Below are 18,347 nucleotides of genomic sequence, written 5' to 3'. Positions count from 1 at the left end.
TGAAACATTTTGGGAGGAGGGATGCCGGATGCGGCCGTATGCCATGATGGTCAACCTGGAAAACAAACGCTGCGCAGTCGTCGGCGGCGGGCAAGTCGCGGAGCGGAAAATCGCCAGTCTGCTTGCCGCTGGGGCAGCCGTCAGCGTCGTGAGTCCCTCCTGCACAGCGTTGATCCGCGAATGGGAGCAAGCTGGCAAGCTGACGCTCCGGCTGCGCCCGTTCGTCCCCGAAGACGTCGCGGACGCCGTGCTCGTCATCGCGGCGACCAGCGATCCGGCTGTCAACCTGGCCGTCTACGAGGCGTGCGGGCCGCAGCAGTGGGTCAACGTGGCAGACCGTCCCGACCTGTGCTCGTTTACGGTTCCGTCCGTAGTCGAGCGCGGCGACCTGACCGTTGCCATCTCCACCGGAGGAAACAACCCGGGCCTGGCGAAAAAAATGCGCCGCCAACTGGAAGCGTGGATCGGGCCGGAGTACGAGGACTACACGCTCTTCTTGGGCAAAATGCGCCGCCGCGTACTCGCGCTGGATAAGCTCAGCCCGGCAAACAAACGCGCCATTTTGGCAGAGCTGTTGGACGACCGCTTTTTGCACTGGACCCGAAGCGGGGAGATCGAGCGGAGGGACCGGGAGGCAGAGGCGGTTGTCGCGGGATGGCTGGAAAGACAAGAAGAAACATGAACGGAAACAACCTGAGCCTGTTCAGCATATGGGCTTGGGTTATTTTTTTGTGAAAAAGATGACTGCATCCTGAAATGCTCTTTTGTGGTAAAATTTAGTATATGAAGCTATCGGCGCATCCAATTTTCATTCAAGCTCCCATGAGATGTACCGGGACGAGCGATAAACAGGAGTAGGAGAAGATAATTATGAGGCATACTGGCAGAAAAAGATTTTGGAAACGAATGTCGATTCTCACGCTTTTATCCGTATTTGCAGTGGGCAGTTTCGCAGGTGTGAGTCAACAGGTACACGCAGTTGAGCAAAAATCCGCAAAGCTTCTTTCAGAACAACAGGCTGTAGAAGCGGCGAAGAAATGGATGGATATCCCCGCAGGCTACCAATATTCTTACGGACTATACTTCGAACCGTACGAAGAGGACAAGACACCGTACGGAGCATGGTTTCTCGCCTGGCATCACCCAGACGGTTCGTTCATTTCGTATAAAATTCACCCTGTCTCAAGCCGCCTGTTGAGCTACGATCGTTACGACAATGACACTAAACCCGCTGGCACTGCTCCCCCGATTCAAAAGCAAATGGCCCGTGAGAGAGCGTTGCAGTTTCTTGCAAAATTCGTTCCCTCAGAGGAGCGGGCAAAGCTGATGGAGCCAGAGGAATGTACATATACGAGATACGGTTCGCCAAGATATGGAATTAAATTTAAACGTGTTGAAAACAGCATTCCTTTCAAAAACAATTCGATTGACGTAGTTTTGGGAGGAGACGGAAAGCTTCTCCACTTCGTGCGGCACTGGTATGAGGGAGAGGTGCCCGACGCAAGCAAGATCATGGCAGAAAAGGCAGCGCGGGAACTTCTGGAGCAAAATGCGGAGCCGACCTTGTACTATAGGGAAACGCCTGATAACTTGCAAGGGAAATACAAGCAAAAATATATGTTAGTCTATGATTATTTGCGGGGCGACCCCCAATTCGTCGATGCGATCTCAGGTGTGATGGTGGACAAGTATGGAACCTTGGCAAAGCCGAAGCAACCGATCAAGAGCCTGAAAGATTTGCCGCTTGTAGCTGCTCCGAAAGAGGGAAACGGGATAAAAGGAACGTTTACTCTGGAGCAGGCGAAGGCCGCGGCAATTCATTTTTTACAAACCACACTCAAAGATCAACTAGATCATGTCTATCTGGAACCGGAGATTATACCGAGATCGGCTGATTGGAAAGATTACAGTTTCAAATTTAGCTGGTTGCATAAAGGGACTCTGGTTGAATACGCTACATTTGAAGTAAGGGTCAATCCGGACACCGCAGAAAGTCATTTTCGGGGAGAACATCCTCTCCCGCCTGTGATTGATGACAACAACGCGCAGAGAGTGGATGTGGCCACAGCGAAAAAAACGGAGCAGACGGTGAAAAAATCGCTTGAACTTTTCTACTTCCAGTCAAATCAATATGACGATAAGGCCAAGGAACCAAAAGCGTTGCTTCTGTACCGTTTCGTCCATGAGCCGGGCTTCGTCGACGGACATACCGGAAAATGGATCAGCCTTTCGGACTGAGCAGAAAACAAATAAGCAGCGGTGTCATCTGAAAAAACGCCACTTGATGAGGGTGGTGTTTTTCGTTTGGGGATGATTCCTGCCCTGCTGCACGCGAAACTGCGCCGAACTCGTGCAGCAGGCACAGCCAAGTCGCCCATGCAACACAAATTTCCCCGGAGCATTCCATTATTCCCCTTTTCCTGATATGGTGATAGATGGTATGCAACCCCTTCAAGCGCAAGCCATCTTTTCCAAGGAGGAAACAGCTTTGTCGGACGCCTTTCAGATCGGTCCCTTTTTGTTGAAAATGAGCACGCTGGCCGTGATCGTGTCCATCGCCAGCGGCTTTCTTGCGATTACGTTTTTGTTTCCAAAAGAGAGGGCGACAAGAGTTGCCATCACAGAGCTGCTGAGCAACGCGGTCGTTCTCGCCTTTCTCGTCTGGAAGCTCAGCTATGCGCTGTTTCATCTGGAGCAAATGCTGCAAAATCCTTCGTCGATCCTCTACTTCTCCGGGGGCGAGAGCGGAGCGTGGCTGGCAGCCGTGGCGGTTGCGGTCTACCTCGTGGTGACGGTGCGCAAAAAAGCTTTGCCGGTCCAGCTCGTGGCCTGGGCGATGGCGATCGGCTTTTTGGCTGCGGCTGGCGTGCACCATCTGCTGACGGCTTTGCTGGAAAAAGGCGGCGTGTGGTACCACGGCCAGCAGCTCGTGCTCTGTCTGTTGTTCCTCGGCTGGCTGCAACGTGTGCGAGAAGCACTCGCCGAGCTGCCTGCCTGGCTTGCGCCGCTCATGTGGTATGCGATCGGGCAGGTCTACGTGCTGTTTTACTTCGAGCCTCGCCAAGCGGTGCTGCTGGGACTTTCTGCGGAGCAGCTCGCTTATTACGGCTGCGCCCTGCTGCTGCTGTTTTTGTCCAGGCGCGCCACCCAAGCGAAAGGAGAGGCGTTGGATGAAGCGTAATCACATATGGGCGGTTGTCGTGCTGGTCGCCTTGCTGGCGTGGGGTGTCGTGGATGCATACGTCCTTGACACAGGAGCGGAAAATGCGGCGACAAGCGAGCCGGGCAGCGTGCCGATCGGGTTGGAAAAAGGCAACCTGGCGCCAGACTTTGAGCTGCGGCAGCTCGGTGGCGGCAAGGTGAAGCTGTCCGATTTGCGCGGAAAAAAAGTCATCGTCAACTTGTGGGCGACCTGGTGTCCGCCGTGTCGGGCGGAAATCCCGGACATGCAGCGGTTTTACGAAGCAAACAAGGCGAACGGTGTTGTCATCCTGGGCGTCAACCTGACAACAACGGAGACGAAGCCAGAAGATGTCGAAGCGTTTGTCCAGGCGTACGGCATGACTTTTCCCGTGCTGCTCGATGACGAAAAGCACGTATCCGGCGTGTACAAGGCCATTTCCATTCCGACCAGCTTCCTCATCGACAGCAATGGCGTGATCCGCGAAAAGTACATCGGCCCGATGAGCTACGAATGGATGGAGAAGACGCTGGCGGGGATGCAGTAAAGTGAGCCGGGCACGCGCAGCGGCCGTTTTTGACGCCGGTCTCTGCGGGCGGCCATCTCTCATGCTCATGTACGGATGCGAGTTGCGTCGTCGCCTGACCCAAGACCAGCTCCAAAGCCAAAACGAGAACCTCGTGCGAGCGCGAAAAAAAGCAGCCCGCTGGATGAGAACAGGCTGCCGTGCAGTCATTTTGTTAAACGTGAAAGGATGGCAAAGGCCAACCACCACCAGCCTGACTGAGAAAGCTGCGAATATCCGCAATCGGTTCAATCAGTTGCCGGGATTGTTTTCCGGCGATTTGCTTTTGCTGCCCCGGTCCAGAGGAAGCACGGCATTCAGCAACTGGTAGATGAGCTTGGATTCCTTGGTCAAAAGAGGGCCTAATATCGCCAGGATCAGCACGTACAGCGCGGCGAACGGCTGCAGGATATCCATGAGTGCGCCCGCTTTTCCCAGATTAGCCATGATGATGGAAAACTCACCACGAGAAACGATTGTCAGCCCGATGTTCGTGGAAGCCTTGGGCGGCAGTCCGGCGCTGCGGCCTGCGAGCAGACCGGCGGCGACGTTGCCGACGAGCGTGATGATGACCGCCACGATGGACAGCCAGACGGCTCCCCCGAGCGACAAGGGATCAATCGTCAACCCGAAGCTGAAGAAAAACATGGCGCCGAAAAAGTCGCGAAATGGCAGTATCAGATGTTCGATGCGTTTCATATGTTGTGTTTCCGCTAATACGAGCCCCACGAGCAGTGCGCCGATGGCTTCAGCTACATGGATAGTCTCGGAAAAACCCGCAATCAAAAACAGGGCGGCGAACACCGTAATCATGAACACTTCGTTCGATTTGATGTTCAGCGCGCGGTTCAAAAAGGGGACGAGCTTGCGTCCGACGATGATGAGCAAAAGCATGTAGCCCAGCGCGATCAGGGCGGAAGAGAGCACGCCGCCAAGCGAAGTGGCACCGGAGAGGACAAGCCCGGAGACGATCGAGATGTACACCGCCAAAAAGATGTCCTCGAACATGATGATGCCGAGAATCATTTCGGTTTCGCGATTGGCGGTGCGCTTGAGATCGACCAGCACTTTGGCCACGATCGCGCTGGAGGAAATCGTGGTGATTCCGGCGACGATCAGCATTTCCTTGAGCGGAAAGCCGGCAGCCCAGCCAAACAGCAGACCGAGCGTAAAGTTGATGGCGATGTAGATCGTGCCGCCAATCGCAATAGAGCGGCCTGCCTTGACGAGCCGCCCTACCGAAAATTCAAGACCGAGGTAAAACAATAGAAAAAGCACCCCGACTCTGCCCATAAATTCGATGAGCGGAGCGCTGTCGATAAAGCGAAGGTCGAACAGGCCGATGTCGGGCGCGTGCGGACCGACGACCATCCCGACCAAAATGTAAAAAGGGACGATGGAGAACTTCAGCTTGATGGAGAGAAAGCCGGCGATGGCTATCAGAGCGAGCGCAAGGCCGACTTCAAACACGATGTGCTCCAAGGTCAATCACCCCCGTTGCTGAGAATAGTCTTGAGCGCCTTCACCTGCTTTCGTTCACCTGCTACAACTAGAGTGGAGCTTGCACAGAGCACATACTCGGGGCCCGGGTTGATCGTTTGCTTGTGATCTTTTTCAATGACCGCGATGATCGTGGCTCCGGTCTCCTGTCGTACGTCCAGCTCGCCGATGGTCTTGCCGATCGCGCGTGCGCCCGGTTCGATCTTGTACCACTCGATCATTAGCTTGTCCAATGCGACCTCGACTGTTTCCAAAGCGGATGGCTTGTACGTCAGCCCGCCGACGATTGCGGCAATTTGCCGGGCCTCGTCATCATCGAGGGTCACCATCGAAATGTTGTCGTCCGGATCTTCGCGATCAAAATGGTACATTTCCCGGCGTCCGTCATCGTGAATGACGATGACCAGCTTATCGCCGCTTTTTGTTTCCACCTGGTATTTTCTGCCGATGCCCGGCAAATCTGTTTCTCGAATAGAGAACATGCAACAGCCTCCTCCAAATTCACATCTGTAATTTATATTAGGTAGTCGCTCTTTGGCGCGAAAGAGCGCTTTTGCATGTCGCCGATAATCATTTGGAATTATAACCATTCCGGTGCTATTTTAGTAATAATCCCGGTGCATGCACGGTGGCATTGTCGACATACGTACCTATTATCCATTATTATACACGAAGCGGCATCCGCTTTTTGGAATGAATCCAAATTCACATAGATGCAACAAATTCGCACAGATTTGACACATTTTTTAAGGGTGATGAAGCGTGGCCAACAAGCAATATCGTTTAACCGAAGCCGAATGGCATTTTATTCAGGACATGCGCTCCATGGAGATGGATGAGCTGCTGGACATCGTGATTGCCTTGCGCAATGAGGTGCGGGAGCTGGAGAAAAAAGCAGAAATCATCCGCGAGCGGGAAAAGGAGCACTGGCTGGAGGAATACCAGGCTGCGCAGAAGCGGATCAAACATCTGCGCCAGTTCGAGCAGGACCTGCGCAAGACATGGCCACATGACTGAGCAAGGAGCACCCTTCTTCCACCATTTTCCACCAGTGCGCATGAATTTTGGCGGATGGTGTATCCGTGTCAAAAACTTGCCTGAGAAAAGAAGAGCCTGTCACGAAACAAGGGAACCCACGAGAAGGGTTCCCTTGTGTTATAGCCAGAAGCAGCGGCACATATCATGTTGTTAGGCCAAGATCGCTTTGCTCTCTGCTTCCTGCCCAGAGTCTGGCTCTGGCGTGTCACTCGCTTGCTGGACGCGTCCCGGGTGGAATTCGTCCTCTTGTTTGGCGATGACAACCGCTGCTACGCCGTTTCCGATCAGGTTCGTAATCGCACGCGCCTCGGACATGAAGCGGTCAACCCCGAGCAGCAGGGCAATGCCTTCGACCGGAATCATCGGGAAAGCTGCCAGTGTAGCCGCCAGCGTAATGAAGCCGGAGCCTGTCACGCCCGCCGCGCCTTTGGACGTAATCATCAAAATGCCGAGCAGCGTCAACTGTTGCCAGATGCTGAGGTCAACCCCGTAAGCCTGGGCGATGAACATGGCCGCCATCGACAGGTAGATCGAGGTTCCGTCCAGGTTGAACGAATAGCCTGTAGGAACGACGAGGCCGACAACCGATTTGGAGCAGCCGTACTTTTCCAGGCGGTCCATCATCCGCGGGAGTGCAGATTCCGAGGAGGAGGTGCCAAGCACGAGCAAAATTTCTTCGCGAATGTATTTGATAAACGAAAAGATGCTGAATTTGTAGTAGCGGGCGATACCGCCCAACACCAGGACGATGAACAAAAACATGGTGATGTACACCGCTGTCATCAGCAGGCCCAGACGGGTAAGAGAGCCGATGCCGAATTTGCCGATCGTGTAAGCCATTGCACCGAATGCCGCCAGCGGGGACACTTTCATAATCATGTTGACGACGCCGAAAAATCCGTGTGTCAGCTTGTCAAACAGCTTGATGACAGGCTGGGAGGCAGGACCCATTGCCGCGAGCGACAGCCCGAACAGGACAGCGAAGAACAGGATAGGAAGCAGTTCGCCTTTTGCCATGGCACCGACGACGTTTTCCGGGATGATGCTGGCGATAAAATCAACGAAGCCGTGGCTCGACTGCGCAGCCGCTTCTGTGTACTTGCTTACGTCGCCGCTTGTCAGGCCCGTTTTGTCGAAGCCTTCGCCCGGTTTGATGAGGTTGACGACGAGCAGCCCGATGGCGAGCGCGATCGTGGTAACGATTTCAAAATAAATCAGCGCCTTGCCGCCGATCTTCCCGACCTTTTTCATGTCGCCCATGCTCGCGATTCCGTTGACGACGGTGAAAAACACAATCGGCGGAATGACCATTTTAATCAGCTTCACAAAAATATCTGCCAATACTTTCAGTTCTGCGCCGAACTTGGGAGCAAAATGCCCGACGATAATCCCGAGGATGATGGCAATCACAACCTGAACGGTCAGGTTTTTAAAGTTGATCCGCATCGAACCGACCCCTTTTCTCTTTCGTCTTTAGAAATGCTGTTGTAAGCGCTTCACTCATCTATTTCGCATTGTATAGAATGGACAAAAAATTGAAAATGATACGGTCATATTGGTTGTTTTGGTCGTTTTGGTCATGGACTCTCCTGAAACTGGAAAGGAAAAAATGCAATGTTGACATACGCTCGACACGATCAGTAGGTAAAGTAAGTTATGTACATAGCGACATGACATGAAAAAGACAACCGGGAGAAGGAGGATTTTCGATGTTTAAAAAACAGTATCTAGCAGTTTTCTCAGCGGTGGTTCTTGCGACAAGCTTGCTGCCGACTGGCTCTCAGGCAGCGACTGGAACAAAAAACTTGCAGGCGAAGTACAACAATATCAAGGTTTTGTATAACGGCGCTGCCGTTCCGACTACGATCGAACCATTCATCGTCAACGGAACCACCTACATTCCGCTGCGCATGATGGCAGGCGTGTTCAACAAGGAAGTCGTCTGGGATGGCAATACGTACACTATCACGGTAAAAGACCAGGCTGATGCCCAGCATGCGGCTGAACTGGCAGCGCGCGATGCCCAAATCCGCAGCCTGCAAAGCAAAATCGACACGCTGAACCGGCAAATTTCCGATCTGGAAGACGATCTGGAAGATGCGAAAAACAAAGATGACGACGACGATTTCGACGATCAACTGGATGACTTGGAAGATGCTCTGAATGACGATTACGAAGACTTCCGCGGCGCTGAGTGGGATATTACCCTGAGCGGCGACGAAGATGAGATCGAGGTAGAAATCGCTCTCGACTTCGATGAGTACGAGGACGAATTGGACGATTCCGACTATGAAGACCTCGTGATTAACGTCATCGAGGACATCTGGGATGAATTCGACGATGCAGACGTGGTAGGCGAGATCGTCGACACCAGTAACAACGACAAGAAAAAATACGACTTTGAAGGCGATGCAAGCGATGGCGACATCTACTTCGAGGACGACATTATCAACTAATGGCAGTCAAAAAGCCTTGTCTCCTGTAAGGGGGCAAGGCTTTTTTCCTATTTTCCAAAAACACGCAAATCCAATTATAAAAAGAAAGGGGTAAACTGATAGTATAGTAGTACGTAGCAGAAAGAGAGGACCATGCGAGCAATCGCGAATGGGAGAATAGGAAGCCTATGAAAAGCATTTTGTTGGTAGAAGACGAACTGGTGATCTCGCGCGTGTTGAAAGCGTACCTGCAAAAAGCGGACTATGAGGTCTGGCAGGCTGAAGACGGCATCGAAGCGATCCGCCTGTTTGACGAAAAAAAACCGGATCTCGTTCTTTTGGATCTCATGCTTCCCGAGCGAAGCGGCTGGGAGATTCTGCAGTATATTCGGGAAAAAAGCGCCTGTCCGGTCATTATTATGACGGCGCTGGGACAGACCGATCAAAAGCTGAAAGGGCTGAACCAGGGAGCCGACGACTACATAACAAAGCCGTTTGTCGCCGAGGAAGTGGTGGCGAGGGTCAATGCTGTGCTGCGCCGCTCGGTGATTTTGGTCAAAGACCAGGAGACGCGCTTTTTCGGCAGCCTGAAAATCAATTTCCAGTCCCACCACGTCACGCTGCACGGGCTGGAACTGGTGTTTCATCCGCGTGACCTGTCGCTGCTGCTCTTTCTGGCGCAAAACCCGAACCAGACCTTTACCCGCGAGCAGTTGATTGAGCAGGTGTGGGGAATGGACTACGGGGGCAGCGACCGCGCCGTGGATCTCGCCATCAAGCGTGTGCGAAAAACATTGGAAAATTGGCCCGCCCACGAAGGCGAGATCAAGACGCTGCGAGGGGTGGGTTATCAATTCTGTGTTTACTAAAAAAAAGGAACCCGTTTCGCTCCTGCGCTACTGGACGACCCGCTACCTGCTGACACTGGTCGTAGGACTGCTCATCGTCGGGGCCGTGTCTGCCTACTGGATCAAATATGCTGCGGTGGAAAAGCAGATTGAGGTGACCCGGCTGTTCGCCGAGGAAGTGGCGGATCGGGTCGTAGACGACGAAGGCGACATTTTGGTGGGGGCCAAGCTGCATCAGGTGCTGGACAACCGGCGCAAGTTCATGGGGGTGGATCGCAACCTGGTCTTGTTAATTAAAAACAATCAGGGAGAGGTCATCTACAGCCGCCCGGGAATGCTGCCGCCCACGCTGGAAAAAGCGCTTCCCGGCTTGCTTGAGCAGGCTGATACGGCAGACAGGATCAAGCAGGCATCGGGCGACACGCTGTACGTCATCAGGAAAAATTTGGAATATAACGACAATATTATCGGGAAGGTCATTTTGCTTTTTCCCGAAACCGATATCAAAATCGGCCGGGAGCAACTGCAATATTTGGTCATCATGCTCGGCAGCCTCGGCGTGCTTGGCTGGGCCGTCATTTACTTTCACTCCCGGCGGCTGTCGGAGCCGATTCAGCAAGTCGTGCTGTCGGCGCGCAAAATCGTGGAAGGCAACTACGATGTCGCGATCACGCAGCCAATCCAGGAACGGGAAATTCACGAGCTGGTCTACACGTTCAAGGAGATGGCTGACCGCCTGCGCCAACTGGAAAGCATGCGGACAGAGCTGTTGGCCGGAGTAACGCACGAGCTGAAAACGCCCGTGACCTCGATCAGCGGGCTGGTCCAGGCGATTAACGATGAAGTCGTATCGGGGGCAGAGCAGAAGGAATTTTTGGAGATATGCCTGCGCGAAACAAGGCGTCTGCAAAAAATGGTCGAGGACTTGCTCGATTTCAACTCGTTTGCCGTAGGGGCGATTACCGTCCACAAGGAGGAGCAGGACATCAGCAAGCTGGTCAGGGAAATCGCCTCGCAGTGGCGAATCGTGCAAGACCTGGGGGCGATCTCGTTTGAGGTCGTCATCCCGGAAAAATCTGTGACCGTTTTTGTTGACCCGGGCCGCGTCCAGCAAATTTTGACCAACCTGCTCAACAACGCGAGACAGGCGATCGGAAAAGCAGAGGCCGAGGGGAGCATCCAGCTTGTTTTGTACGAAACCGAAGGCGACATGCGCATCGACGTGAAGGACAACGGACACGGGATTCCGGCAGAGGAGCAGCCGCTTGTCTTCGAGCGGTTTTTTCGCGGCAGCAACAAAAAAGACAAGGTGCGGGGGCTGGGACTTGGGCTGTCGTACTCGCGCATGATGGCCAAAGCGCTGGGCGGCGACCTCATGCTTCGGCAAAGCAGTGAACAGGGCTCGGTCTTTACCCTCATCCTGCCTAAGCAGACGTAAAGACGGGCGAGAGCGGAAGAGCTTCACCGTCTCTGGTGAAGCTCTCTGATTTTTTCCATCAAGTCAGCCCCGATGCTGTCTGCGAACTTGTCGTAGACTGGCTGCACGGCTTGAATCCAGGCTGCGCGCTCTTCTTCTGTCTGCACGTGGATCTGGATGTTTTTCTGCTCCTGGAGCATGCGCAGTTGGCTCGCGTTCATGGAAATAGCCAGTTGATTGTTGTACGCGGTCGCTTCCTGCATCGCCTCTGTGATCGCTTGCTGAATATCCGGGGGGAGCTTGTTCCAGAACGATTGATTAATGACGACCGCGTAGCCGAGAAAGCCGTGGTCGCTGATGGTCATATACTTTTGCACTTGATACAGCCGCTTCGTGTACACGTTGGAAATCGTGTTTTCCTCGCCGTCCACTTTTCCGCTCGCCAGCATGCTGTACAGGTCGCCGAAGTACGAGCCGATCGGAATGGCCTGAAAAGAGCGAAACTGCGCTTCCAGCACGGCGCTCGGGATGATGCGGAAACGTTGGCCGACGAAGTCGTCTGGCGTAATCAGCGGGCGATTCGCCGTCATCTGCTTGAAGCCACTCGACCAGAAGGCCAGCCCCTTCATATCGGATTGTTCCAGCGTGGAAAACAGCATTTGCCCGATTTCGCCGTTGAATACGTTTTCCACGTCCTCCTGCGTCCGAAACAGGTAGGGCAATTCGAGCACAGCCCAGGCCGGGATCATGCTCGACAGGTGGGAGAACGCAGGCGCGATCATTTGCACTTCGCCGTTTTGCAGGGCCGATATCTCCGTCTTTTCGGAGTGCAGCACGCTGTTGGGGAACACTTGCACCTCGACGCGTCCGTGAGTCTTGTCTTTGACAAGCTGCGCGAACCGTTCCACCGTCAAGCCTTTTGGCGTGTTTTCCGCAACCACGTGGCTGAATTTGATGATGATGCGCTCGGACAGTCCCTCCTGCACCTCGTCATAGCCGAGCTTCGCCATCGACAGGTCTGTCCCGAAGCCGATCATGACAGCGCTCACAAGCGCGATCATCACAAACAGCGCGATGCTCAGAAAAGATTTCATCTTTTTTCACCTGCCCACGATCAGTTGATTTGCTGGATGTACTGTACCAAAATATAGAGAAGCAAGCAATCCCCACTGGAAAGGAAGAGCTGGTCTGTTCAAACAGTTAACGATCAAATGGAAGATTATGCTGCTTTCGGTGGGAATCGTGCTGTTCTCTCTGGTTATTGGGCTGCTGATTATTGTGGGAGGCATGATTCGGGTCACGGAAAATCAGCTTGGCCAACGGCTGATGACGATCGCCCGCACTGTCGCCCAGATTCCGCTGGTGCAGGAAAGCATCCAGGAGCCGGACGGCTGGCGGCAGATCAACCCGACGGCGCACAAGCTGAGAGTCGTCAATGACGTGACGTACATCGTCGTCTTGAATATGGAGCGGGTGCGCTACTCCGACCCGCTGGACGAGCGGATTGGCACCGTGTTCGAGGATGCGGCTGTCGAGGAGGCGTATTCTGAGCACTCCTATTTGCAAAAGGTGAAAGGGGACATGGGCACGGCGCTTCGTGCTTACGTGCCGATCATGGACGAGCAGCACCAGCAGGTCGGGGTGGTGCTGGTGGGCCGGGTGATGCCCGGCACGTGGGAGGTCATGAAAAGCGAGCGCGGCAACATCGCGCTGACGCTGATTCTCTCGCTTTTGGTCGGCGTCTGGGGCAGCTATTTGCTGGCTCGCCACATCAAAAAGCAGATGCTCGATCTGGAGCCGGAGCAGATCGCGCGCATCCTGGTCGAGCGGACGGCAACCTTCCACGCCATGCACGAAGGGGTCATCGCCATCGACAACCGGGAGCACATCACGATTTTCAACGATCGGGCCAAGCAAATTTTCGGGATCGAGGGAGACGTATTGGGAAAATCCATTCGCTCGGTACTGCCCGACACCCGCTTGCCCGAGGTGCTGGAACTGCGGCAAAACTTTACGAACACCGAACTGCACGTAGGCAATGCCTTGCTCTGGTCCAACCGCTTTTTGATTAAAGTCGAGGACAAGATCGTCGGCGCCCTCGCCATCTTCCAGGACAGGACAGAGGTTGCGCGGATGGCGGAGGAACTGACAGGGGTCAAGGAGTTTGTCGGCGCCCTCCGCGTCCAAAACCACGAGCACATGAACAAGCTGCACACGATCGCGGGCTTGCTGCAGCTCAACCAATACGACAAGGCGCTCGCCTACCTGTTCGAGATCAACGAGGAGCAGGAGGAACTGACGTCTTTTCTGACGACGCGGATCATGGATGAAAACTTGTCCGGGCTGTTGATCGGCAAGGTCAGTCGCGGCAAGGAACTGGGCATTCGCGTGGTCATCGACAGGATGAGCCACCTGGAGAAATTTCCACCCTACATGGACCACCACAACTTCGTGCTCATTCTGGGCAATCTGATCGAAAATGCATTTGACTCGCTGGAGCAGTGCGAGCGTGCGGACAAGGAGATTACGATCAGCATCGAGCAGGATGAAGAGGTGTGCTCGATTCTCGTGGAGGACAACGGGATCGGGATGGACGAAGAGACGCGCGAGAAGATGCTGGAAAGAGGCTTCTCCACCAAAAGCCGGGCGAACCGCGGACTCGGTCTGCACCTGGTGCATCAACTGGTGCGAAAAGGAAGGGGCGAGCTGGTCTGCCATTCCCGGCCGGGAGCAGGAGCGAGCTTCATGATTACATTCCCGATGAAGGAGGTGGACGAATAGTGGAGACGGACAGCATTCGCGTACTGGTAGTGGAAGACGATCCGATGGTGCAGGAGATCAACAAGCAGTTTATCGAGCGCGTGCCAGGCTTCACCGTCGTCGGGATGGCGGCGAACGGGGCCGACGGCGTGTGGATGGTGCAGGAGCTGGGGCCGGACTTGGTCATCATGGACATTTTCATGCCGATTCAGGACGGGGTCAAAGCGCTCGCGGAGCTGCGTGCGGCCGGTCAGGACGTCGATGTCATTGTGGTGACCGCGGCCAAGGACAAGGCGACGATTCAGGCGATGCTGCGCGGCGGCGCGATGGACTACATCATCAAGCCGTTCGCGTTTGATCGGATGAAAAAGTCGCTGGAAACCTACCGCGAGTTTCGCCAGAAGATCGAACAGGCAGGGGCGGCTTCGCAGGATGAGGTAGACCAGCTTTTGTTTCGCGGGGCGTCAGAGCGCGAAGAGGAACAGGCTCGCTCGGCTTCGGCAGGCACAGGCAGCAAGCTGAGTCCGCTGCCAAAAGGGCTACACGCCGTGACGTTAGAGCAGATCATTCGCCAGCTCGACAACGAGGACCAGGCGCTGTCGGCGGAAGATGTGGCGGAGCGGGTAGGCATCGCCAGGGTGACGGCGAGGCGCTATCTGGACTACCTGGAGAAGGCCGGGATGGTGAGAATCGACGTCAGCTACGGCGGAGTCGGCAGGCCGACGAATCGCTACGTGCGCGTCGACGAGCATGAGACAGGGGGTGGCAGGCGGGCATGATCGACTTTGAAGCCATATTGGACGGGCTGTTTGACATCGTTCACGTGACGGATGAAAAAGGACGGACACTGTATTGCTCCGGGCGCTACGAAGAGTTTTTCGGGATCGATCCGCAGGAAATGATCGGCAAGCCGATTGAGGAATTTTACCATCTGGGCTATTTTTCCCCGACGATTACGATGCGCGTCATTCGCGATCGGAAAAAGGTGCACACGATCCAGACGACCCGGAAAAAACGCCGGCTGCTGGTCGAGGGCACCCCGCTCTGGGACGCGGACGGCAACTTTTGTGGAGTCGTCAACACGTCGATTGACATTACCGACCACGAGCAGTTGCAGCAGGAGCAAAATGAGCGCAAGTACGTCGGCGGCCTTTTGCAAAGCGAAATGACAAAGGAGAACAGCAGGCGAAAAGGCAAAATCAGTCTCGTCTACCGCAGCCAGTCGATGGAGCAGGTCACCGCGCTGGCGGAAAAGCTGGCGCAGGTCGAGTCGTCCATGATTTTGCTGGGAGAATCGGGCGTCGGCAAAGGCGTGCTCGCGAAGTACATCCACGAGTGCAGCCCGCGCGCAGACAAGCCGTTCGTCCACATCAACTGCGGAGCGATCCCGGAGACGTTGCTGGAATCGGAGCTGTTCGGATACGAAAAAGGAGCGTTTACCGGAGCGGACAAGGACGGCAAAGCGGGCCTGATCGAAAAGGCGAACGGCGGCACGCTGTTTTTGGACGAGATCGGAGAGATGCCGCTCGCCTTGCAGGTGAAGCTGCTCAACGTCTTGCAGGAAAAAACGATTACGCCCGTAGGCAGCGCCGTTCCGCGCAAGGTCGACGTGAAGCTGATTACCGCCACCAACCAAAACTTGCGGCAAATGGTCAAAGAGGGCAGGTTTCGCGAAGATTTGTACTACCGGATTCACGTCGTGCCGCTGGAAATTCCGCCGCTGCGGGAACGCCGCGAGGAAATTCCGGTGCTCGTCCATTATTTCCTGGGCGTTTTTTGCGAAAAGTACTGTCTGGATCGGCAGCTTTCCGACGCCTGCTTTCGGATTCTCGCGGAATACGATTGGCCAGGCAATGTGCGCGAATTGGAAAATGTAGTGGAGCGGCTCGTGGTGACCGCCCCTGACGTCCTCATTACGCCGACGCAAATCCCCCGGTACATCCACAGCCACGAGGATAGCGCCTTGGGCGGCATCAAGGTCGAGCGGGTGATGCAGATGCAGGAGGCGATGGAGGAAGTCGAACGGCAGTTGCTGCAGCGCGCCTACGAGCAGCACAAGACGACGACAAAAGTAGCGGAAGCGCTCGGCATCAGCCAGCCATCCGCCAGCCGGAAGCTGAGAAAGTGGGTATTCACAGGTGAATAATCGCTATTCGCGCGTGAATAGCATGCTGGATGGTTCCTGCGCGAATGGGCGGTGCTTGTATGCGGCCGTGAATAGCCGCTGTACATACAGGGAGCGGGCAGCTTGTTGGCATTGTTTTTGCAATATTGAAAAAGTCATGAACGGATGAGGGAACGCATACGTGTGTGCAAAAGCTGCTTGCGCAAGGGCCGCTGTGGACAGATGGACAATTGATAAAGGGAGACGTGTCGGATGAATAAAGGAAAAGCATTGCGGGCAGGAGATACAATCGGGCTGGTCGCCACTTCCAGTCCCGCTACGGAAGAGGTGCTGGGCAAGGCAGTGGCCGCGATCATGGAGATGGGCTTCAAGGTAAAGGTCGGGCAGACGTGCTATGAGACGTACGGCGGCTATTTGGCGGGCACCCCGGAGCAGCGGGCAGGCGAGCTGAACGCGATGTTTGCCGACGACGAGGTGGACGGCATCATGTGCATGCGCGGCGGTTACGGGTCCCCGCAAATTTTGCCGCTGCTCGATTACGACCTCATTGCGCAAAATCCGAAACTGTTTGTCGGGTACAGCGACATTACTGCGCTGCACGCCGCTTTCGGACAGGTATCGCATCTGGCGACCTTGCACGGGCCAATGGCGACCTCGGATATTGCGCACGGCCTGGACGACTGGACCAGGCAGTATTTGCTGCGGGCGCTGACCCGGCCTGAGCCGCTCGGGCCGATCATCAACCCGCCGGGAGAGGACATTCTCTGTCTCGTGGAAGGGCAGGCGTACGGCCCGATTGTCGGCGGAAACCTCGCTTTGATCGCCACGCTAATGGGCACGCCGTATCAGGTGGATACCCGCGGCAAAATCCTGTTTCTGGAAGACATTGACGAGGAGCCGTATCGCGTAGATCGCATGCTGACACAGCTTGCGCTCGGCGGCCTGTTCGCCGATTGCGCAGGCATCGTCATCGGCACGTGGACCAACTGCGAGCCGAAGAAGCGCGAAGGCTTTTCCGTCTGGGACGTGTTCCAAAACATCGTCGTGCCTTACGGAAAGCCGACGATCTGGAACGTGCAGATCGGGCACGGCTCTTACAATATGGCGCTGCCCTTCGGCGTCGAGGCTACGCTTGACGCGACTTCAAGAATACTCGCGGTAGAGGAGAGTGTGACCGTATGAGTCCCGGACAAAACGACTGGATCATGCAGCAAGCGCAGGAGCTGCTTCCTTGGCTGAGGGCAGTTCGCCGCGATTTTCATCAAATTCCCGAGTTTGGGCTGGAGGAGTTTCGCACACAGGAAAAAATTAGCGCCTACTTGAACGAGTTGGGGATTCCGCATGCAAAAGTGGCGGGCACAGGTGTCGTCGGACTGATTGAAGGCGCACGGCCAGGAGCTGTCGTCGGGCTGCGCGGCGACATGGACGCGCTGCCGATTGTAGAGGAAAACGCCGTGGAGTACCGCTCGCAAATCGCCGGACGGATGCACGCCTGCGGCCACGATGCCCACATGACGTGCCTGCTCGGTGCGGCGCGGCTGCTCGCGGCGCAGAAGCAGCAACTGTCCGGCAGCGTGAAGCTGTTTTTCCAGCCTGCGGAAGAGACGGTGGGCGGGGCGCTGCCGATGATCCGCGAAGGCGTGCTCGACAACCCGCGCGTGGAAGCGGTTTTTGGCTTGCACGTATCGCCTGAGCTGGCTGTCGGTAGCATCGCGGTCAAGTACGGACAGATGAATGCGGCCTCTGACGATGTGCACATTGTCGTCCGCGGGGAAAACGGGCACGGAGCCTACCCGCACAACGGCAAGGACGCAATCGTGATCGCGGCTCACGTCATTACCGCCCTGCAGACGATCATCAGCCGCAACGTCGACCCGCGCGACTCGGCGGTGCTTTCGCTTGGCATGATCGCTGGCGGGACGGCAAGCAACATCATCGCCTCGGAAGTGAAGCTGACCGGAACGATCCGGACGCTGGACAAAAAGGTGCGGGCAATGGTGAAAGAGCGCGTGCGCGAGGTAGCCGAACTGACGGCGAAAAGTCTCGGCGGCTCGGCAGAGGTGGCGTTCGAGGAAGGCTACACCTCGCTCATCAACGACAACGCTATGGTCGACCTGGTGAAAAAGTGCGGCGAAGAACTGCTCGGAAGAGAGCGGGTCAAGGTGAACGAGCTGCCGAGCCTGGGCGTGGAAGATTTCGCCTTTTTCGCGGAGCATGTCCCGAGCGCCTTTTACCACCTCGGGGTGCGCAATGAGGAAGCGGGCTTCGTCTATCCTGTCCACCATCCGCGCTTTGACCTCGATGAGCGTAGCCTGGTGATCGGCACAGCGATGCAGACGTACAACGCGATCACCTTTTTGCAGGAGCGGGCGGCCAGCTTGCAGGAAAAATAACGCAGGCTTCTCACACGCCGTTTTTCAAGGCAGGGTCCGGGTATAGGATGAGGCGAGCGGCGGAACACTACAGACGCTGTATCTT

General features: G+C 55.4%; 17 protein-coding genes. 13 read left to right on the top strand and 4 right to left on the bottom strand.

What is annotated here, in order from left to right; translation table 11 throughout:
* Nucleotides 1–28: 28 nt before the first annotated feature.
* The 4 genes from AC27IT_RS08655 to AC27IT_RS08640 all read left to right on the top strand — a co-directional run bounded on the left by AC27IT_RS08655 (nt 29) and on the right by AC27IT_RS08640 (nt 3,728).
* Nucleotides 29–682: a precorrin-2 dehydrogenase/sirohydrochlorin ferrochelatase family protein gene (locus AC27IT_RS08655; protein ID WP_487091734.1), complete on the top strand. Its 654-nt coding sequence runs from the start codon at nt 29–31 to the stop codon at nt 680–682.
* A 188-nt stretch (nt 683–870) separates the two neighbouring features.
* Entirely contained in the window at nt 871–2,238 is a 1,368-nt protein-coding gene (locus AC27IT_RS08650) for a YcdB/YcdC domain-containing protein (RefSeq protein WP_483072524.1), read from the top strand.
* Nucleotides 2,239–2,488: 250 nt separating this feature from the next.
* Nucleotides 2,489–3,181 carry a hypothetical protein gene (locus AC27IT_RS08645; RefSeq protein ID WP_429779113.1) on the top strand — a complete coding sequence of 231 codons (693 nt, stop codon included), beginning with the start codon at nt 2,489–2,491 and terminating at the stop codon, nt 3,179–3,181.
* The gene (locus AC27IT_RS08640) at nt 3,171–3,728 is read left to right on the top strand and encodes a peroxiredoxin family protein (RefSeq protein WP_487091733.1); all 558 of its coding nucleotides are present in this window, start codon (nt 3,171–3,173) and stop codon (nt 3,726–3,728) included. The genes AC27IT_RS08645 and AC27IT_RS08640 overlap by 11 nt, the downstream gene beginning before the upstream one ends.
* 270 nt (nt 3,729–3,998) lie before the next feature.
* Here AC27IT_RS08640 and AC27IT_RS08635 read toward each other — a convergent pair whose 3' ends face one another.
* Together AC27IT_RS08635 and AC27IT_RS08630 are read right to left on the bottom strand one after the other, a co-directional pair.
* The gene (locus tag AC27IT_RS08635) at nt 3,999–5,228 is read right to left on the bottom strand and encodes a cation:proton antiporter (RefSeq protein WP_005832025.1); all 1,230 of its coding nucleotides are present in this window, start codon (nt 5,226–5,228) and stop codon (nt 3,999–4,001) included.
* 2 nt (nt 5,229–5,230) lie between these two features.
* On the bottom strand, nt 5,231–5,728 hold the full coding sequence (locus AC27IT_RS08630) for a cation:proton antiporter regulatory subunit (RefSeq protein WP_025847479.1): 498 nt from the start codon (nt 5,726–5,728) through the stop codon (nt 5,231–5,233).
* Nucleotides 5,729–6,008: 280 nt separating this feature from the next.
* Between AC27IT_RS08630 and AC27IT_RS08625 the strand changes: the two genes are divergently transcribed.
* Nucleotides 6,009–6,263, top strand: a complete 255-nt coding sequence (locus AC27IT_RS08625; RefSeq protein ID WP_005832027.1) for a hypothetical protein — start codon at nt 6,009–6,011, stop codon at nt 6,261–6,263.
* 171 nt (nt 6,264–6,434) lie between these two features.
* Here AC27IT_RS08625 and AC27IT_RS08620 read toward each other — a convergent pair whose 3' ends face one another.
* A complete protein-coding gene (locus AC27IT_RS08620) occupies nt 6,435–7,730 on the bottom strand; it encodes a dicarboxylate/amino acid:cation symporter (protein WP_448792588.1) in 1,296 nt (431 codons plus the stop codon).
* Nucleotides 7,731–7,993: 263 nt separating this feature from the next.
* Between AC27IT_RS08620 and AC27IT_RS08615 the strand changes: the two genes are divergently transcribed.
* The 3 genes from AC27IT_RS08615 to AC27IT_RS08605 all read left to right on the top strand — a co-directional run bounded on the left by AC27IT_RS08615 (nt 7,994) and on the right by AC27IT_RS08605 (nt 11,005).
* Nucleotides 7,994–8,740 carry a stalk domain-containing protein gene (locus AC27IT_RS08615; RefSeq protein WP_005832029.1) on the top strand — a complete coding sequence of 249 codons (747 nt, stop codon included), beginning with the start codon at nt 7,994–7,996 and terminating at the stop codon, nt 8,738–8,740.
* A gap of 167 nt (nt 8,741–8,907) precedes the next feature.
* Entirely contained in the window at nt 8,908–9,588 is a 681-nt protein-coding gene (locus AC27IT_RS08610; RefSeq protein WP_025847473.1) for a response regulator transcription factor, read from the top strand.
* A complete protein-coding gene (locus AC27IT_RS08605; RefSeq protein WP_025847471.1) occupies nt 9,578–11,005 on the top strand; it encodes a HAMP domain-containing sensor histidine kinase in 1,428 nt (475 codons plus the stop codon). Before AC27IT_RS08610 ends, AC27IT_RS08605 begins: the two co-directional genes overlap by 11 nt.
* A 23-nt stretch (nt 11,006–11,028) precedes the next feature.
* Here AC27IT_RS08605 and AC27IT_RS08600 read toward each other — a convergent pair whose 3' ends face one another.
* The gene (locus AC27IT_RS08600) at nt 11,029–12,078 is read right to left on the bottom strand and encodes a DctP family TRAP transporter solute-binding subunit (protein ID WP_487091732.1); all 1,050 of its coding nucleotides are present in this window, start codon (nt 12,076–12,078) and stop codon (nt 11,029–11,031) included.
* Nucleotides 12,079–12,205: 127 nt separating this feature from the next.
* Here AC27IT_RS08600 and AC27IT_RS08595 point away from each other — a divergent pair, with 127 nt between their 5' ends.
* From AC27IT_RS08595 to AC27IT_RS08575, 5 genes are all read left to right on the top strand, one after another.
* Nucleotides 12,206–13,765 carry an ATP-binding protein gene (locus AC27IT_RS08595; RefSeq protein WP_025847468.1) on the top strand — a complete coding sequence of 520 codons (1,560 nt, stop codon included), beginning with the start codon at nt 12,206–12,208 and terminating at the stop codon, nt 13,763–13,765.
* Nucleotides 13,765–14,523 (top strand): response regulator, encoded by a 759-nt coding sequence (locus AC27IT_RS08590; protein WP_005832033.1) that lies wholly within the window; start codon nt 13,765–13,767, stop codon nt 14,521–14,523. Before AC27IT_RS08595 ends, AC27IT_RS08590 begins: the two co-directional genes overlap by 1 nt.
* Nucleotides 14,520–15,890, top strand: coding sequence for a sigma-54 interaction domain-containing protein (locus AC27IT_RS08585; protein ID WP_005832034.1), 1,371 nt, complete (start codon nt 14,520–14,522; stop codon nt 15,888–15,890). Before AC27IT_RS08590 ends, AC27IT_RS08585 begins: the two co-directional genes overlap by 4 nt.
* Before the next feature lie 231 nt (nt 15,891–16,121).
* Nucleotides 16,122–17,051 (top strand): S66 peptidase family protein, encoded by a 930-nt coding sequence (locus AC27IT_RS08580; RefSeq protein WP_007785781.1) that lies wholly within the window; start codon nt 16,122–16,124, stop codon nt 17,049–17,051.
* A complete protein-coding gene (locus tag AC27IT_RS08575) occupies nt 17,048–18,262 on the top strand; it encodes a M20 metallopeptidase family protein (RefSeq protein WP_487091731.1) in 1,215 nt (404 codons plus the stop codon). Before AC27IT_RS08580 ends, AC27IT_RS08575 begins: the two co-directional genes overlap by 4 nt.
* The last annotated feature ends 85 nt before the right edge of the window (nt 18,263–18,347 follow it).

This window comes from Brevibacillus sp. YAE8 (assembly GCF_057543335.1).
Note: the sequence above shows the minus strand (reverse complement) of the source record. Positions and strands in the feature narration are given on the sequence as shown.

Excerpts from the sequence above, each read along its gene's own strand:
- AC27IT_RS08655 (WP_487091734.1), top strand. The coding sequence starts at position 29 with ATGCGGCCGTATGCCATGATGGTCAACCTGGAAAACAAACGCTGCGCA.
- AC27IT_RS08650 (WP_483072524.1), top strand. The coding sequence starts at position 871 with ATGAGGCATACTGGCAGAAAAAGATTTTGGAAACGAATGTCGATTCTC.
- AC27IT_RS08640 (WP_487091733.1), top strand. The coding sequence starts at position 3,171 with ATGAAGCGTAATCACATATGGGCGGTTGTCGTGCTGGTCGCCTTGCTG.
- AC27IT_RS08630 (WP_025847479.1), bottom strand. The coding sequence starts at position 5,728 with ATGTTCTCTATTCGAGAAACAGATTTGCCGGGCATCGGCAGAAAATAC.
- AC27IT_RS08620 (WP_448792588.1), bottom strand. The coding sequence starts at position 7,730 with ATGCGGATCAACTTTAAAAACCTGACCGTTCAGGTTGTGATTGCCATC.
- AC27IT_RS08615 (WP_005832029.1), top strand. The coding sequence starts at position 7,994 with ATGTTTAAAAAACAGTATCTAGCAGTTTTCTCAGCGGTGGTTCTTGCG.
- AC27IT_RS08610 (WP_025847473.1), top strand. The coding sequence starts at position 8,908 with ATGAAAAGCATTTTGTTGGTAGAAGACGAACTGGTGATCTCGCGCGTG.
- AC27IT_RS08600 (WP_487091732.1), bottom strand. The coding sequence starts at position 12,078 with ATGAAATCTTTTCTGAGCATCGCGCTGTTTGTGATGATCGCGCTTGTG.
- AC27IT_RS08595 (WP_025847468.1), top strand. The coding sequence starts at position 12,206 with ATGCTGCTTTCGGTGGGAATCGTGCTGTTCTCTCTGGTTATTGGGCTG.
- AC27IT_RS08585 (WP_005832034.1), top strand. The coding sequence starts at position 14,520 with ATGATCGACTTTGAAGCCATATTGGACGGGCTGTTTGACATCGTTCAC.
- AC27IT_RS08580 (WP_007785781.1), top strand. The coding sequence starts at position 16,122 with ATGAATAAAGGAAAAGCATTGCGGGCAGGAGATACAATCGGGCTGGTC.
- AC27IT_RS08575 (WP_487091731.1), top strand. The coding sequence starts at position 17,048 with ATGAGTCCCGGACAAAACGACTGGATCATGCAGCAAGCGCAGGAGCTG.